We start from the raw sequence: 15,423 nt of genomic DNA, 5'->3' as shown, positions 1-15,423 counted from the left end.
ATTTGTATTAAATTTTGCCTGGTTTGTGAGGTTTAGCTGAAGGAGATCTGAAATTGCAGTTATTGAAGAATGGATCCCAGTTTCTGTTTTGGTAGAATTCAGCAGTTTTGATATTGAAATACCCCAGAATGTGTTTTGGTGAGACGGTATATATAAGCTCGTCATTGTCTCCGAAGTATGGATCAGTTATTGTGAGAACCTCTTCAATACCAATGTCATCCTTATTAGATGCGGCTAAGTAAGCCTCATAAGTTGTTTTCGGGATGGCTATGATTATTGTATATGATCCGTAGTCTTTCCGCTGGAATAGAAAATACGTAACTTCTATAGGTTCATTGGGATTAACCCGGTCGGAAGAGTGGGGTAGCTGACTTTCAAAGACGAAACCCTCGTTCATTATGCTTTCAACAACGCTGAATTCTTTGGTGTTATGGAGGAAGAAATAACAATCCCTGAAATTCTTTAATACCGATGCAAGTATCTCACCTTTATTCTTCATCCGTCAGAAAATGGGTTTTCTGTTTAAACGATCTCAAAAATAGCTTATATTATTTTATTTACAACACTTAAACCATTTGTTCTGTTATATGTTAAATTTGTAGCCAAAACAGACATGACTCCTTGATGAGAAAAATATTCTTTTTCCTGATAATAATTCTGATTGCTTCATGCGGGAGGCAAAGCAAAAATGGGAATGAAAGGATCATAACCGTAAGTATAGCACCTTTTAAATATTTCATTGAAGCAATAGCAGGTAAAGATTTTGCAGTTAATGTTATGGTTCCTGCAGGTTCGGATCCTCATATTTATGAACCCTTTCCCGAACAGATAAACAATCTGAGAAAGTCAGTAGGATATATCAGTAATGGTTATTTGGGATTTGAAATGAACTGGCTCGATCGTTTTTATGAGTCCAACAGGACGATGAAGAAACTTTCCCTCGGAACCAATATTGTTCCGATAACAGGGGAGCACCATCACGAGGGAGAGCATGTTGAAGGAGCTGATCCTCATTACTGGGTTTCTCCTCAGTGCGCTTCAGTTATGGCCAGAGATGTTAAGGATTTTCTATCACAACTTAATCCTTCTGAAAGTGTTAAGTATGAAACAAATTATCAGACTCTTCTTTTGAAAATTCAGGCTATTGATATTAAAGCAAAAGAGCTTTTCGGATCTGTTAACCAAAAATCAATAATGATTTACCATCCGAATCTCGCTTATCTTGCCAGAGATTATGCACTTACTGAAATTTCCGTTGAGTATGAAGGCAAAGAACCTTCTCCGTCACGTTTGCGGGAGCTTATTGATCTTGCAAGGAGGGATAACCTGAAAACAATCTTTATTCAGAAGGAGTACGATACTAAAAATGCAAGGGCTATTGCTGATGAAATAGGTGCAAAACTGATAGTTATTGATCCATTATCAGCAGATTGGGACACTTCAACTATTGAGATTATTGATGCTCTGTATAAGAGCATGATTGAAAATTCAAATTAAACTAAAGAGATGGCTCATCTTTTTGAAATGCATTCTTTGTCGGCATCTTATGGCGCTCTTACTGTGCTTAAGGATGTCAATTTTGTTGTGGACGAGAATGATTTCATCGGAGTTATCGGACCCAATGGCGGCGGCAAAACCACACTTTTAAAAATTATACTTGGATTGCTTAAACCTTCTGAAGGGACTATTGTTTTCAACGGAAATATCTTAAACGGAAACAGGATCGGTTATCTTCCGCAGATGTCAACCGGCGATATCAACTATCCGGTAACTGTAACAGATATTGTTCTCTCCGGTTTAATGATACAGAAAGGATTCATCTCAAGAATGAATGCTTCCGATAAGATTAAAGCAGCAAAGGTCATAGACGAACTTGGATTGTCTGACCTGGCAGGTGCAACAATAAATGAATTGTCGGGAGGGCAGATGCAGAGAGTATTTCTTGGAAGGGCAATCATCGGGAACCCTAAACTATTGCTGCTCGATGAGCCCGGCAACTTTGTTGACACCTCCTTTGAGAATGATTTTTATGAAAAACTGAGGGAGCTGAATAAGCGCATGGCAATTCTTATGGTCTCGCATGATGTGGGAACAATCTCATCTCACATAAAATCATTTGCCTGTGTGAACAGGACCCTTCATTACCATCCTTCTCACGAGATTACAAACGACGACCTGCTGGCATACGGATGTCCGATTCAGCTTATCACACACGGAGAAGTACCTCATACTGTTTTGAAATACCATAACAAATAGTGGAAGCAAATATTTTTCAATACGAATTTATACTAAAAGGGCTGCTCGGGGCAATATTTGCGAGTATAACTGCTGGTCTTGCAGGCACTTATGTTGTATCGAAACGCATGGTATTTCTAAGCGGAGGAATTACACATGCCTCATTCGGGGGAATAGGAATAGGATATTTCCTCGGATTCAACCCCGTGATAGGTGCTGCAGTTTTCGGCATTATGTCGGCACTGGGAGTGGAATATCTTTCGGTCAGACAAAAAATCAGGGAGGATTCGGCAATTGGTATTTTATGGGCATTTGGGATGGCTATTGGAATAATATTCATCTATCTGACACCCGGATATACTCCGAATCTTATGAGTTACCTTTTTGGCAGTATCCTCACTGTTACAAATGCAGACCTGATTGCTCTGGGGATTATGTCGCTGATACTGATATTGTACTTCGGGATTTTTTACAGGACAATTCTGTATATATCTTTTGATGAAGTGTTTGCCAGGACCTATTCTTCATACGTAAATATATTCAAGTATCTGACTACATCGCTGATAGCCCTGACAATTGTTCTGAACATTAGGATGGCAGGTGTTGTACTTGTTATTTCACTGCTTACAATTCCGCCAAATATAGCCATGTTGTTTACACGCGTGTATTTAAAGATAGTGGTGTGGTCGATAATTGCAGGATTTGTAGGCACAGCAACAGGTTATGTAATTTCATACTTTGCAGGGATACCTGTTGGCGCGACAATAATATTTACATTGGTGATTATATGGGTAGTGGCAAAGATCATTAGTCAGTTGTTAATGAAACTCAGCTCAGATAAATAGCTTCGAATAAAATATATAATTATTCGAAAAAAGGATTATAAAGTCAAATTTTAATTATAAATATTATGGATTACGATCTGATTATAATAGGAAGCGGACCAGGTGGTTACGTAGCAGCCATCAGGGCTTCACAGTTAAAAATGAAGGTTGCAGTTGTGGAACGTGCAGAACTTGGAGGCATCTGCCTGAACTGGGGATGCATACCAACAAAATCACTTCTCAAGAGCGCGCAGGTTTTTGATTATCTGACTCATGCTTCTGATTACGGGATATCTGTTTCAGGTGAGGTAAAACCCGATTTCAATGCAATTATTGCAAGAAGCAGAAGTGTTGCAGACGGCATGAGCAAAGGGATTCAGTTCCTTTTCAAAAAGAACAATATTACTCATGTTAAAGGATTTGGACGTCTTGCAGGTAATAATACTGTTGAGGTTGAAGAAACCGATGGGACCAGAAAAAATATAACCGCGAAAAGCATCATACTGGCAACAGGAGCAAGATCGAAGGAGCTTCCCAACCTGAGACAGGACGGGAAGAAGATTATCGGATACCGTGAAGCAATGATACTTGATAAGCAACCGGGTTCTATGGTTGTTGTTGGTTCGGGAGCTATTGGGAGTGAATTTGCGAACTTCTATCAGTCAATTGGTACCGCCGTCACTCTTGTTGAGTTCCTTCCCAGGATCGTTCCTAATGAAGATGAGGAGGTGTCAAAACAGCTGGAGAGGTCCTTTAAAAAGATGAAAATGAAGATTATGACAGATTCATCGGTGGAATCGGTAGATACTTCTAAAGAAAAGTGCCTTGTGACTATTAAGACTCCAAAAGGTTCGGAAGTTATAGAGACAGATATTGTTTTTTCAGCTGTAGGCGTGACAACAAATCTTGAAGGGATCGGACTTGAAAAAGCAGGTATAAAAACCGAAAAAGGGAAAGTTGTTGTTGATGATTACTACAGGACTTCAGTCGAAGGTGTTTTTGCCATCGGTGATATAGTGCATGGTCCGGCACTTGCCCATGTAGCTTCAGCTGAAGGTATTATCTGTGTCGAGAAGATTGCAGGTATGGATGTTGATCCACTTGATTATAAGAATATTCCGGGTTGTACCTATACAAATCCGGAGATAGCTTCGGTAGGCCTTACAGAGGCTGCTGCCAAAGAAGCCGGATATGAAATAAAGGTCGGTAAATTTCCTTTTACAGCCTCAGGAAAAGCAAGTGCCGCAGGAGCAAAAGATGGTTTCGTCAAATTAGTTTTTGATGCTTCTTACGGAGAACTGCTTGGTGCCCATATGATTGGAGCGAATGTAACAGAGATGATTGCAGAGGTTGTGGTGGCAAGGAAACTTGAGTCTACGGCACATGAGATTATTAAAGCTGTTCATCCCCATCCTACAATGTCGGAGGCAATAATGGAAGCCGCAGCAGCAGCTTATGGAGAAGTGATTCATCTCTAAAGCAACCTTTTTAAGCTATTTAGCATCATTCTTAAAAGGAAATACTGGCATTTAAGATAATTATTTTATATTTTTATCTTCTCAAACAGGTAGAATACCTTGACCGAGATAAAAAAAATAATAAAAGGTTGTCTTGCCGGCGACAGGAGAGATCAGGAACTCCTGTACAGAAGGTATGCGTCAAAGTTATACGCTGTATGTCTTCAGTATTCAGGAAATGACGAAGAAGCAAGGGACATTTTACAGGAAGGATTCATTAAGATCTTTGAACATCTGGATCGTTATAAATATGAGGGTTCTTTTGAAGGCTGGATGCGCAGGATAACTGTAAATACCGCACTTGAGAGATTCAGAAGCAGGAATAACCTGTACAGGGTTGATGATATTGATACAATTCAGGAGCCTGAGACTGAACCTGATAATTATGATTATGCAGGACTAGAAGCGAATGATCTGCTTGAAATTATAAGGGAGTTGCCACCGAAATACAGGATGGTGTTTAACCTTTACGCAATTGAAGGTTACTCACATAAGGAGATCAGTAAAATGGTCAAGATTTCAGAGGGTACTTCCAAATCAAATCTGTCACGGGCCAGGATGATCCTGCAGAGGAGAGTCGGGTCCTATACAGGAATTAAGAAGAGTGTTGCGAATGGATGACAGGAACGCAAATATTGATCTCGTTTTCAGAAATGGACTGAAAGATTATGAAGTTCTTCCTCCTCCGGAGGTCTGGGATCAGATTCAGCCTGCTATAAAGGGGCATGCACCGCGTTACATATTTCTTAAGAGTGCTGCAGCCGTAGCTCTCCTTTCTGCAATTAGTTTTTTTGCTTACAGAGCCGGTCAGCAAACTGTAGTTTTTCCTGAATTCAGTTCTGTAGCTATGAATGTTGAAGCTGCTACCCCTGTATTTGTCAGGAAAGAAGATCCTTCACAGGAGATAAAAATAGTTACAGCCCGGCCTGAGATACTGATTGCTCAAAGCAATATTGCCCCTGAATCAGAAAGTTTACAAGCTGGTAACGAAAACGAGGCTCAGTTATTTGATATCTCAAATTTACAGATGGACAATACTCTGTTAACTGACAGATCTTCCCTGCAGCAGGAGCCTGCTTTTATTGATATTGCCGGACTGCCGGCAAGAACATTTGTTGTTGAGGAGATTGAACCGGCTTATATGCCTGATGTTAGTTCTGTTAAGGATACCAAACGATGGTCAATTGGCGCTCTTGCCTCACCTACAGTCAACTCAAGGGTTATTACAAACAAGAACGATCTTACAGAAATGCTTGCCGCATCGGAGAATTCACTTCCGTCTTATTCCGGTGGTGTAGCAGTATCCTATAAACTTAATAAGAGATTTACTGTACAGGCTGGTCTCTATTATTCTTCTCTTGGTCAGAAATTGGAAGGTATAGGCACCTTCAGTGGATTTGAACAATATGATTATACTAAAGGGGCAAACAACTTTGACGTGCTTACCACCAGCGGAATTGTGAAAGGCAATAATTCTGATGTGTTTATGATTGCTCCGGGAAAGGTTGATCGTATCCAGACACTCTATACAAACGATGTATTTGATCCTCTGAAGGCCAATCTTAAGGTTATAAACAATAATTTGTTCCAGAAATTCAGTTTCCTTGAGTTGCCCGTGGTTCTGAGATATAAGTTTGTCGATAAGACTGTTGATCTTAACCTTGTTGGCGGATTATCATATAATATGCTTCTTGATAATTCTGTTTTTACATTTAATGACGGGGAAAAGTATTTTGTTGGTGAAACAGCTGGTCTTAATCCTGTCAGTGTCAGCAGTTCACTGGGGATGGGTGTGGAATACAGTTTTTCAGAGAAACTCTCATTTAACATAGAACCGACATTGAGATATTATATCAATCCGTTTACGAACATGAGCGGCTCAGAATCACATCCGTATTCCTTCGGCCTCTTCTCCGGACTCTCCTATAAGTTTTAAATTCCCTGAGTATTAGTTTTATTTATTGCCCTGAGCTCTTTGCTCTGTGCCCCGTGCCCTGTGCATTTTACATTTTGAACTTTGCTTTATAAAAAGGTACTTTCCCGATGCAAAATTATTACCTTTGCAGTTTATTTATTTCAGCTCTGCAAACTATGATTAATATGCACAGGAAAACAATATTTACAGCTTTCACAATTTTATTTTCTGCAATAATAATTCTCTCAGTTGTATTTGGATTTAAGGGATTCGGGAGAAGCAGCAGCATTATGTCGGAACAGTTCGATACTGTGTATTCTATCCAGTCTTTTAAATTGCCCGAGAATGTAACATTCGCCGGGGAAAGGATGCCTCTTGAAAATTTTGACACCAGGGAGAGCCTTGAACGTGAAATCCTTACCAGTGCATACAGGCACTCTTCTACTATAATGATAATCAAAAGGGCAAACCGGTATCTTCCGGTTATAGAAAAGATCCTGAAGGAAAATAATATACCTGACGATTTTAAATATCTTGTTGCTGCAGAAAGTGAATACAGTAACATGATCTCTCCTGCCGGAGCAACAGGATTCTGGCAGATAATGCCTGAAACAGGAAAAGAGGAGGGGATGGAGATAAATACTGTTGTTGATGAAAGATACAATGTCGAGAAATCAACTCAGTTTGCCTGTGATTACTTCAAAAGGTCATATGAGAGATATGGCAACTGGACATTAGCTGCCGCATCTTATAACGGTGGCAGAGCTGGTCTTGATGAGCAGATTAATATTCAGAAGCAGAATAACTATTATGATCTTCTATTAAATGAAGAGACTGCAAGATACATCTTCAGGGCGGTGGCCTATAAGCTTGTTATAAACGATCCTGTTGCTTATGGTTTTGATCTGAGCAAGGATGACCTTTACCCGGAACTAAAATATTACGAAGTTAAAGTTGATAGTGCAGTCACAAATTTCTCTGATTTTGCTGAAAAATACGGTACTAACTACAAGATGCTGAAGTTTCTTAATCCCTGGCTCAGAAAGCCATTTCTGACTTCCAGACCTAATAAGACATATCTTATCAAAATTCCTGCGGAAGGGATGAGAAGTATTGAAAAAACAGAAGTTCTAAATTAATCCTTTAAGGCAGAGCTGATATGAGTGAGGAGATTAATGTACTTGGTGCCCGGGTACATAATTTACAGAATATTGATGTAACAATTCCGCGTAATAAGCTGGTTGTAATAACCGGACTGAGCGGAAGTGGTAAATCTTCACTTGCCTTTGATACTATCTATGCTGAAGGGCAGAGGCGTTATATGGAAACCCTTTCAGCATATGCGCGGCAGTTCCTGGGTGGTATGGAACGTCCCGATGTTGATAAGATAACAGGCTTAAGCCCTGTAATTTCAATCGAACAGAAAACCACAAACAAGAATCCCCGGTCTACAGTCGGTACTATTACTGATATTTACGATTTCCTTCGTCTTCTTTATGCCAGGGCAGGTGAGGCTTATTCCTATGCATCAGGTGAAAAGATGGTAAGGTATACCGATGAGCAGATCCTTGAACTGGTAAAGACCCGGTTCGCTGGCAAAAAAGTATATTTCCTTTCTCCTGTTGTAAAGGGCCGAAAAGGTCATTACAAGGAGTTGTTTGAACAGCTGAGGCGAAAGGGTTTCCTTAATGTCCGTATTAATAATGAAATAAAGGAACTTACGCCCGGGATTAAACTCGACAGGTACAAAACTCACTTTATTGAGCTTGTAATAGACAAATTCAGGGTAGGCGAAACAACAGATAAACGGCTTCACGACTCAATCCTTATGGCTCTCGATCAGGGCGAAGGGATTATGATGGTACTCGACCCTGAAAATAATGAACCCCGCTATTTCAGCCGGCATCTGATGTGCCCTGTAACTGGTTTATCATATAATGAACCTGCCCCTCATACTTTTTCTTTTAACTCCCCGCAGGGTGCCTGCCCTCACTGCAATGGTCTCGGAGAGGTATCAACTATAGATGAGGATAAACTTATCCCCGATAAAGAACTCAGCATACGAAAGGGGGGCATTGAACCTCTCGGTAAATACAGAAACATTTGGATCTTCTGGCAGATAGAAGCCATAGCAGAAAAAAACGGATTTACTCTCGATACTCCAATAAAGGATATTCCTCAGGATGTCTTAAATAAAGTTCTCTATGGCTCCGATGAGGTACTTAAGCTTTCAAATACTCCGCTTGGAATGAGTTCAAACTACTTCCTTACATTCGAAGGTGTGGTTAATTTTGTTGGTAATATCGAAGTTGTAAACGGACAAAAAAGCGGCTCAAGAATTAAAGATCAGTATGTTCAGTACAATGTTTGTCCCGAATGCAATGGAACGCGTCTGAAAAAAGAGTCTCTCTACTTCAGAATAGCTGATAAAAACATTGGTGAACTCTCTGCAATGGATATTAAAGATCTTTCAGCATTTCTCGATGGTATAGAGGAGAGGATGACAGGGAAGCAGAAACAGATAGCGGCAGAGATACTTAAAGAAATAAGGGCGAGACTTGGATTTCTTCTGGAAGTTGGATTGGAATACCTTTCACTTAACAGAGGGTCAAGGACTCTTTCCGGTGGAGAGAGTCAGAGGATAAGACTGGCAACCCAGATCGGATCGAGACTTGTAAATGTCCTCTATATACTCGATGAGCCGAGTATAGGATTGCACCAGAGAGATAACAGAAGACTGATTGAGGCTCTCAAGCAGCTGCGAGATGCCGGTAATTCTGTAATCGTCGTGGAGCACGATAAAGAGATGATCCTTTCAGCTGACTATGTGATTGATATGGGTCCGGGTGCAGGTCGTCACGGCGGACTGGTAGTCGGACACGGCCGGCCTGAAGAGTTAATGAAAACGGATACACTTACAGCATCATACCTGAACAATAAAAAGAGATTCAATATACCTGATGTCAGGAGAAAAGGTAATGGTAAATCGCTTGTACTTACCGGGGCAACCGGACATAATCTTAATAATGTTGATATAATCCTGCCATTGGGTACCATGATCTGCATCACCGGTGTCTCAGGCAGTGGTAAATCATCTTTGATCAACCAGACGCTTCATCCTGCTCTGGCAAAGAAATTTCATCATGCAGGTCAGTCTCCTTTGCCTTATAAAGATTTATCCGGACTGGAATACCTGGATAAGGTGATCGAGGTTAATCAGTCACCTATCGGCAAAACGCCCCGTTCAAATCCGGCAACATATACAGGTGTCTTTACAGATATAAGGAAGCTTTTTGAGCAGACAACTGAGGCTAAGATCAGGGGATTCGGCGCAGGAAGATTTTCATTTAATGTCAAAGGAGGAAGATGCGAAGGTTGTGAAGGGGCGGGGATGAAGACAATTGAAATGAATTTTCTTCCTGATGTGTATATACATTGTACCGAGTGTAACGGGAAACGATATAACAGAGAGACACTGGAAGTTAAGTATAAAGGTCAGTCAATAAGCGATGTGCTGGAAATGACTGTAAATATGGCAGTTGAGTATTTTGCTAATGTCCCGTCGATATTTCACAAAATAAAAACACTTCAGGATGTCGGACTGGGATATATTAAACTGGGGCAGCAATCTACAACTCTTTCAGGGGGGGAAGCACAGCGGGTAAAACTGGCGACAGAACTGGCACGGCGCGATACAGGGAAGACGCTTTATATTCTGGATGAGCCTACAACCGGTCTTCACTTTGAGGATGTCAGAGTTCTTCTGGATGTGCTGAATAAACTTGTTGACAGGGGAAATACAGTTATAGTAATTGAACACAATCTTGATGTTGTGAAGATGGCTGATTATATAATAGACCTCGGTAAAGAGGGTGGTAAAGCCGGCGGGAATATCCTCTTTTCAGGATCACCGGAAGATCTTGCCCGATGTAAAGAAAGCTATACCGGAAAATATCTTTCTCCGGAACTTAAAAGATAAGAATTTGGTTATATTTGAAACAGTAATATATTATTCGATTTGTAATGGAGAAACCAGCAGACCTTATTAAAGATGCGTTTACCGAGAAGACATGGCATGAGATTCATACAACTGATTCATGGAGGGTATTTAAGATTATATCTGAACTGGTCGAAGGTTTTGAAAAACTTGCACGTATAGGTCCTTGTGTCTCTATTTTTGGCTCAGCACGAACACATTACAATGACAAATACTATAAACTTGCAGAAGACATTGCATTTAAACTTACCCAGAATGGTTACGGGGTAATAACCGGTGGTGGCCCCGGTATTATGGAAGCTGCCAACAAAGGAGCCAGACGAGGAAATGGAAAGTCGGTAGGTATAAATATCGACTTGCCGTTCGAACAGCATGCCAATCCTTTCATTGATAATGACAAGCTCATTACTTTTGACCATTTTTTTGTAAGGAAAGTGATGTTCATGAAATATTCCCAGGGATTTATAGTACTTCCCGGAGGATTCGGAACTTTTGACGAACTTTTCGAAGCTATAACCCTTATTCAGACACGGAAAATTGGAAAATTCCCGATCATACTTGTTGGAAAAAAATACTGGAGCGGACTTGTAGAATGGATAAAAGCAGAAATGCTTGAATCAGAGCATACTATCTCACCGGCAGATCTTGATCTGTTCACTCTTGTTGATACTTCAGATGAGGCTGTGGAATATATTGTGAAATTCTACTCAAGGTACCTGCTAAGTCCAAACTTCTGATCAGACTTTTCTCATTCTGTCCATTTCACGGGTTGCATCCTTGCGCTTGAGGGTTTCGCGTTTGTCGTATTCCTTTTTCCCCTTGGATATTGCTATTTCAGCTTTTGCAAGACCTCTGTCGTTGATAAAGACTTTAATTACAATAATTGTAAGCCCGGTTTCCTTTACTTTTCTTTCTATCTTTCTTAATTCCTTCTTGTTAAGAAGCAGTTTCCTGTCGCGGATTGGATCATGATTATTGAGATTTCCCCACCAGTATTCTGATATATGCATCCCCCTGAGATACATTTCTCCGTTTTCGAAAAGGCAATATGTATCTGAAATTGTTGCTTTACCAAGCCTTATTGATTTAATTTCAGTCCCTGTAAGCTTGATACCGGCAATGAATTTCTCCAGGAACTCATAATCGTGAGAAGCCTTTTTATTCTTTATTACAATATTTCCGGTTCCCCCTTTCATACTCAACAGTTAAGCAAAAAATGAGTAGTAAACCTTATCAACAAGCATACTGAGCAGCACACTTGTCCCGACATAAATCACGCCCAGAGTAATTGTTGTTGCAATAAGCAATGGCATTTTTTTATACTGAGGAGGATTTAATAGCTTTTCAGCGCCTGTCCAGAATATATAAAGTCCGTATAGTCCAATAATATTTACAAAGAGCAGTGACTCGAACAGCCGGCTAAGTATCTGGCATAAAATAAAGGGAGCAAGTGAGTATGCAATTAGTCTGAATGAGACTGAAAAATCTTTTCCAAGGTCAAGCGGGAATGTGATCTCACCTAATATAAATGAAGTCAGATAGATAGTTACAAAGAACACAAGGAACCATTTAATCCCAGTAAATATTGAATATACAGGAGATAATTCAGTGTTTGTAAAAAGGAGGGAGCCGGCAATTGCTGATATAGTTACTAAAATAATCAGGGGAAATAAAAAATTATCCCTGGTGGCTTTCACAGATTTATTCTCTGAATCAATTGTTTCCCATGCTTTTACAGGAGAAAATATAATATTTCTTAATCCGGAAAGGAAGAATTTGTAATTCATAAAAATTCAGATTTGAATGCCCCGCAAAATTAAATAAATTTATGGTATATTGCTTTTCCTACCGTAATCATTAACTGAATACCTGTGGAATTGAGTTCAATCTATGATATTTTAGTTGTTACCGGACCTACTGCATCCGGCAAAACATCCCTTGCCGTAGCTCTTGCCAGCAGAGTCGGTGGTGAAATCATAAGCGCTGATTCGCGCCAGGTCTACAGGGGCATGAACCTAGGTACAGGGAAGGATTACGATGATTATTTAATTAACGGGAGTGTCATTCCATACCATCTGATAGATATCGCCGACCCTGGTTATAAGTATAATGTCTTTGAATATCAGCGCGATTTTAATAAAGTGTATACAAATTTGAAGTCGAGGAAGGTATTTCCTGTTGTTTGCGGTGGTTCGGGAATGTATGCCGATAGCATTATCTCAGGTTATAAAATGGTAGAAGTGCCACCTGACAGTGGGCTCAGGGCTGAACTCGAGAAAAAATCTTTAGAAGAACTCAGAGATATCCTGTCGACTTATAAAAGTCTTCATAACATTACTGATATAGATACAAAGAAGCGTGTTATCAGGGCTATCGAAATTGAACATTTCAATAGTAACAGACTGTCTAAAAAAGGTATATTCCCAAAACTTAATCCTCTGATAGTAGGCATTTTGTTTGACAGAGACTGCAGGAGAAAACGAATTACAGAACGCCTTAAGCAAAGACTTGATGCCGGAATGGTTGATGAGGTAAAGCTGCTGATTGAAAATGGTGTCGATACTGATACACTTCTTTATTATGGATTGGAATATAAGTACATAACTCTCTATCTGACAGGTAAGTTAACTTATGAAAAGATGGTTACTGATCTTGAAATTGCGATTCATCAGTTTGCCAAGAGGCAGATGACCTGGTTCAGGGGCATGGAGAAGAGGGGCACAGTAATCCACTGGCTTGATGGAAACATGCCATTGGAGGAGAAACTATCTAAAGTAATTGATTTGTTAATCTAATTGAACAGGGTATATGTAGGGAAGAGTCGCGACTCTTCCCTGCGAAATATTATTATTTGAGATACGTCTCCAGCCATTCAAAAAATTCATACTGCCAGATAACTGCATTCTGTGGTTTGGTAACGAAATGGTACTCATCCTCGAAAAACAGAAATCTGCTAGGAACTCCCTGTAACTGTGCTGCCTGAAACGCTTCCATGCTCTGGGTATATGGTATTCTGAAGTCGTTTGCGCCGGTTATTATAAGTATAGGCGTGTCCCATTTGTCGGCCATGAGATGCGGTGAATACTTGTAACTTTTTGGTGTATTCCAGTATGGTCCTTCAATATCTTTATCAGGGAACCATAACTCCTCAGTAGAACCATACCAGCTGGTAAAATTGAACATCCCGCAATGTGAAATAAAGGCTTTGAATCTTCCGCCATGCATACCTGCCAGATAAAATACAGAGTACCCGCCATAACTTGCACCAACGGCACCAACCCGCTCTTTATCAACGTAAGGTTCTTTCATCATTGCATCGGTGGCATCGAGGTAGTCCTGCATATTGGCTCCGCCATAATCTCCTGAGATCTGCTCTTTCCATTCCTGCCCGAATCCGGAATTCCCTCTTCTGTTTGGAGCAATTACAATATATCCTTTTGCCGCCATCATCTGATAGTTCCAGCGGTACGACCAGCTCTGATCAAGCGGTCCCTGCGGACCACCTTTGCAAAATAGTAAGGCAGGATATTTTTTTGCAGGATCAAAGTCAGGCGGATAGATTATCCACATCTGGAGATCTTTTTTATCTTTTGTCTTTATATACTTCTCTTCAACCTTGCCCATTTTTATCGACTCATAGATAGGCTTGTTGATTGAACTGATCTGTTTAACCTCTCCGTTCTTCGTGTCAACAACAGAAATCTCAGGTGCCATCGACATTGATACCAGTCCTGAAACAAGCACTCCTGATTTCAGGTTAACCGGACCAAGATTATGTTTGCCTTCAGTCACTTTTGTAACTTTCCCATCTGAAATGTTTGTTTTAAACAGCTGGGCTGTACCCAGATAGGAACTGACAAAGTATAGTGATTCGTTGCTATCCCAGTTTATGCTTTCAACATCATAGATCCAGTCCCTGGTAATCCACTTCCTCTTATCTTCACCAATACTGTAAATGAAAAGCCTGTCAAGATCACCCTCATATCCGTCTCTTTCCATACTCTGATAAGCTATAGAGGAACCATCCGGTGAGAAGACAGGATATTTGTCATAACCCTTATTCTCCTCCGTAATATTGGTTTCAGTTTCTTTCTTTAAATCATAAAGATAGATGTCAGAGTTGGTGCTGCGCGCATCAGCCATTCCCGTCAGTTTCTTCGAGGTGTATGCTATATACCTGCCATCGGGGCTCCATGATATTTCAGCCTCATCAAAGTATGGTGCAGTAGGTGATTCATATCTCTGATCTTTCATAATGTCTTTTTCATCCGAAACAGCAGTTCCGTTAAAAGATGCTACAAAGATATGACTGTAGGAAAAATCGCTCCAGTAATTCCAGTGACGGTACATCAGGTCGTTTATGATTCTGACTTTTGCTTTTGGCAGATTGTACTTCTCATTGGCTGTCTGATCAAGTTTGACCCTTTTTGTGAAATAAATTTTATCTCCTGCCGGTGATATATTGAAGATCTCAAAGTCGGTAATTCCTTCAACACTCTTTTTGTCTGATCCGTCCTGATTCATTACCCAGAGGTTTCCTTTGTTGGTATAAGCAATTGATTTGCCATCGTTATACCATTGCGGAGAACTTCCTCCGTCAGTGGTGAGCTGAACAGGATCGCCTCCTGAAACAGATAACCTGTAAATGTTTGTAATTCTGGCTTCTGTAAGGAGGTCTATGTCAGTAACAGTATAGAGTATGGCAGAGCCATCAGGAGAAAGCGTGAATGTGCCTAGCCTCCTGAATTTCCACATTATTTCTGGTGTCATCACACCGCCTTTTTTCTCCTCAGCAGTAAGCTGATTATTTATTTGTGGCTGAGCTTCTTCGCTTATGACAGGTGTTTTCTCTTTACATGATGAAGTAAAAAGCAATGCCAGAAGAAGTACCGGAAAGAGATATCTTTTCATAACTGGAATATAAAATATTGAATA

At 40.3% G+C, this 15,423-nt stretch carries 14 protein-coding genes; 10 read left to right on the top strand and 4 right to left on the bottom strand.

The window, feature by feature from the left end:
- Positions 1 to 7: 7 nt before the first annotated feature.
- Positions 8 to 499, bottom strand: a complete 492-nt coding sequence (locus IPJ16_15290) for a hypothetical protein (protein MBK7628537.1) — start codon at positions 497 to 499, stop codon at positions 8 to 10.
- 125 nt (positions 500 to 624) lie between these two features.
- On the opposite strand from IPJ16_15290, the gene IPJ16_15285 reads away from it, so the two are divergent.
- The 9 genes from IPJ16_15285 to IPJ16_15245 all read left to right on the top strand — a co-directional run bounded on the left by IPJ16_15285 (position 625) and on the right by IPJ16_15245 (position 11,225).
- The gene (locus IPJ16_15285; GenBank protein ID MBK7628536.1) at positions 625 to 1,497 is read left to right on the top strand and encodes a zinc ABC transporter substrate-binding protein; all 873 of its coding nucleotides are present in this window, start codon (positions 625 to 627) and stop codon (positions 1,495 to 1,497) included.
- A 9-nt stretch (positions 1,498 to 1,506) separates the two neighbouring features.
- Positions 1,507 to 2,256, top strand: coding sequence for an ATP-binding cassette domain-containing protein (locus IPJ16_15280; GenBank protein MBK7628535.1), 750 nt, complete (start codon positions 1,507 to 1,509; stop codon positions 2,254 to 2,256).
- Positions 2,257 to 2,267: 11 nt separating this feature from the next.
- Positions 2,268 to 3,080 carry a metal ABC transporter permease gene (locus tag IPJ16_15275; protein MBK7628534.1) on the top strand — a complete coding sequence of 271 codons (813 nt, stop codon included), beginning with the start codon at positions 2,268 to 2,270 and terminating at the stop codon, positions 3,078 to 3,080.
- Positions 3,081 to 3,145: 65 nt separating this feature from the next.
- Positions 3,146 to 4,537: a dihydrolipoyl dehydrogenase gene (lpdA, locus tag IPJ16_15270; protein ID MBK7628533.1), complete on the top strand. Its 1,392-nt coding sequence runs from the start codon at positions 3,146 to 3,148 to the stop codon at positions 4,535 to 4,537.
- A gap of 99 nt (positions 4,538 to 4,636) precedes the next feature.
- Positions 4,637 to 5,197, top strand: coding sequence for an RNA polymerase sigma factor (locus tag IPJ16_15265; protein MBK7628532.1), 561 nt, complete (start codon positions 4,637 to 4,639; stop codon positions 5,195 to 5,197).
- Positions 5,190 to 6,512 carry an outer membrane beta-barrel protein gene (locus IPJ16_15260; protein ID MBK7628531.1) on the top strand — a complete coding sequence of 441 codons (1,323 nt, stop codon included), beginning with the start codon at positions 5,190 to 5,192 and terminating at the stop codon, positions 6,510 to 6,512. Before IPJ16_15265 ends, IPJ16_15260 begins: the two co-directional genes overlap by 8 nt.
- Positions 6,513 to 6,676: 164 nt before the next feature.
- Entirely contained in the window at positions 6,677 to 7,630 is a 954-nt protein-coding gene (locus tag IPJ16_15255) for a lytic transglycosylase domain-containing protein (GenBank protein ID MBK7628530.1), read from the top strand.
- Between the two features lie 20 nt (positions 7,631 to 7,650).
- Positions 7,651 to 10,470, top strand: a complete 2,820-nt coding sequence (gene uvrA / locus IPJ16_15250) for an excinuclease ABC subunit UvrA (protein ID MBK7628529.1) — start codon at positions 7,651 to 7,653, stop codon at positions 10,468 to 10,470.
- 44 nt (positions 10,471 to 10,514) lie between these two features.
- The gene (locus IPJ16_15245) at positions 10,515 to 11,225 is read left to right on the top strand and encodes a TIGR00730 family Rossman fold protein (GenBank protein MBK7628528.1); all 711 of its coding nucleotides are present in this window, start codon (positions 10,515 to 10,517) and stop codon (positions 11,223 to 11,225) included.
- Here the strand turns inward: IPJ16_15245 and smpB are convergent, their stop codons facing one another.
- On the bottom strand, positions 11,226 to 11,684 hold the full coding sequence (gene smpB / locus IPJ16_15240; protein MBK7628527.1) for an SsrA-binding protein SmpB: 459 nt from the start codon (positions 11,682 to 11,684) through the stop codon (positions 11,226 to 11,228). It abuts the gene before it with no gap.
- Positions 11,685 to 11,693: 9 nt separating this feature from the next.
- Complete coding sequence (locus tag IPJ16_15235; GenBank protein MBK7628526.1) at positions 11,694 to 12,275, bottom strand: YIP1 family protein; 582 nt, start codon at positions 12,273 to 12,275, stop codon at positions 11,694 to 11,696.
- A 99-nt stretch (positions 12,276 to 12,374) separates the two neighbouring features.
- Between IPJ16_15235 and miaA the strand changes: the two genes are divergently transcribed.
- On the top strand, positions 12,375 to 13,283 hold the full coding sequence (miaA, locus tag IPJ16_15230; protein ID MBK7628525.1) for a tRNA (adenosine(37)-N6)-dimethylallyltransferase MiaA: 909 nt from the start codon (positions 12,375 to 12,377) through the stop codon (positions 13,281 to 13,283).
- Positions 13,284 to 13,335: 52 nt separating this feature from the next.
- Here the strand turns inward: miaA and IPJ16_15225 are convergent, their stop codons facing one another.
- On the bottom strand, positions 13,336 to 15,399 hold the full coding sequence (locus IPJ16_15225; GenBank protein MBK7628524.1) for a S9 family peptidase: 2,064 nt from the start codon (positions 15,397 to 15,399) through the stop codon (positions 13,336 to 13,338).
- Positions 15,400 to 15,423: the final 24 nt, after the last annotated feature.

This window comes from Bacteroidales bacterium (assembly GCA_016709865.1).
In the GTDB taxonomy this organism is placed as follows: domain Bacteria; phylum Bacteroidota; class Bacteroidia; order Bacteroidales; family VadinHA17; genus LD21.
The sequence above is the reverse complement of the archived record's forward strand: the minus strand, read 5'-3'. Positions and strand labels throughout refer to the sequence as shown.

Excerpts from the sequence above, each read along its gene's own strand:
- IPJ16_15290 (MBK7628537.1), bottom strand. The coding sequence starts at position 499 with ATGAAGAATAAAGGTGAGATACTTGCATCGGTATTAAAGAATTTCAGG.
- IPJ16_15285 (MBK7628536.1), top strand. The coding sequence starts at position 625 with ATGAGAAAAATATTCTTTTTCCTGATAATAATTCTGATTGCTTCATGC.
- IPJ16_15280 (MBK7628535.1), top strand. The coding sequence starts at position 1,507 with ATGGCTCATCTTTTTGAAATGCATTCTTTGTCGGCATCTTATGGCGCT.
- lpdA (MBK7628533.1), top strand. The coding sequence starts at position 3,146 with ATGGATTACGATCTGATTATAATAGGAAGCGGACCAGGTGGTTACGTA.
- IPJ16_15260 (MBK7628531.1), top strand. The coding sequence starts at position 5,190 with ATGGATGACAGGAACGCAAATATTGATCTCGTTTTCAGAAATGGACTG.
- IPJ16_15255 (MBK7628530.1), top strand. The coding sequence starts at position 6,677 with ATGCACAGGAAAACAATATTTACAGCTTTCACAATTTTATTTTCTGCA.
- uvrA (MBK7628529.1), top strand. The coding sequence starts at position 7,651 with ATGAGTGAGGAGATTAATGTACTTGGTGCCCGGGTACATAATTTACAG.
- IPJ16_15245 (MBK7628528.1), top strand. The coding sequence starts at position 10,515 with ATGGAGAAACCAGCAGACCTTATTAAAGATGCGTTTACCGAGAAGACA.
- smpB (MBK7628527.1), bottom strand. The coding sequence starts at position 11,684 with ATGAAAGGGGGAACCGGAAATATTGTAATAAAGAATAAAAAGGCTTCT.
- IPJ16_15235 (MBK7628526.1), bottom strand. The coding sequence starts at position 12,275 with ATGAATTACAAATTCTTCCTTTCCGGATTAAGAAATATTATATTTTCT.
- IPJ16_15225 (MBK7628524.1), bottom strand. The coding sequence starts at position 15,399 with ATGAAAAGATATCTCTTTCCGGTACTTCTTCTGGCATTGCTTTTTACT.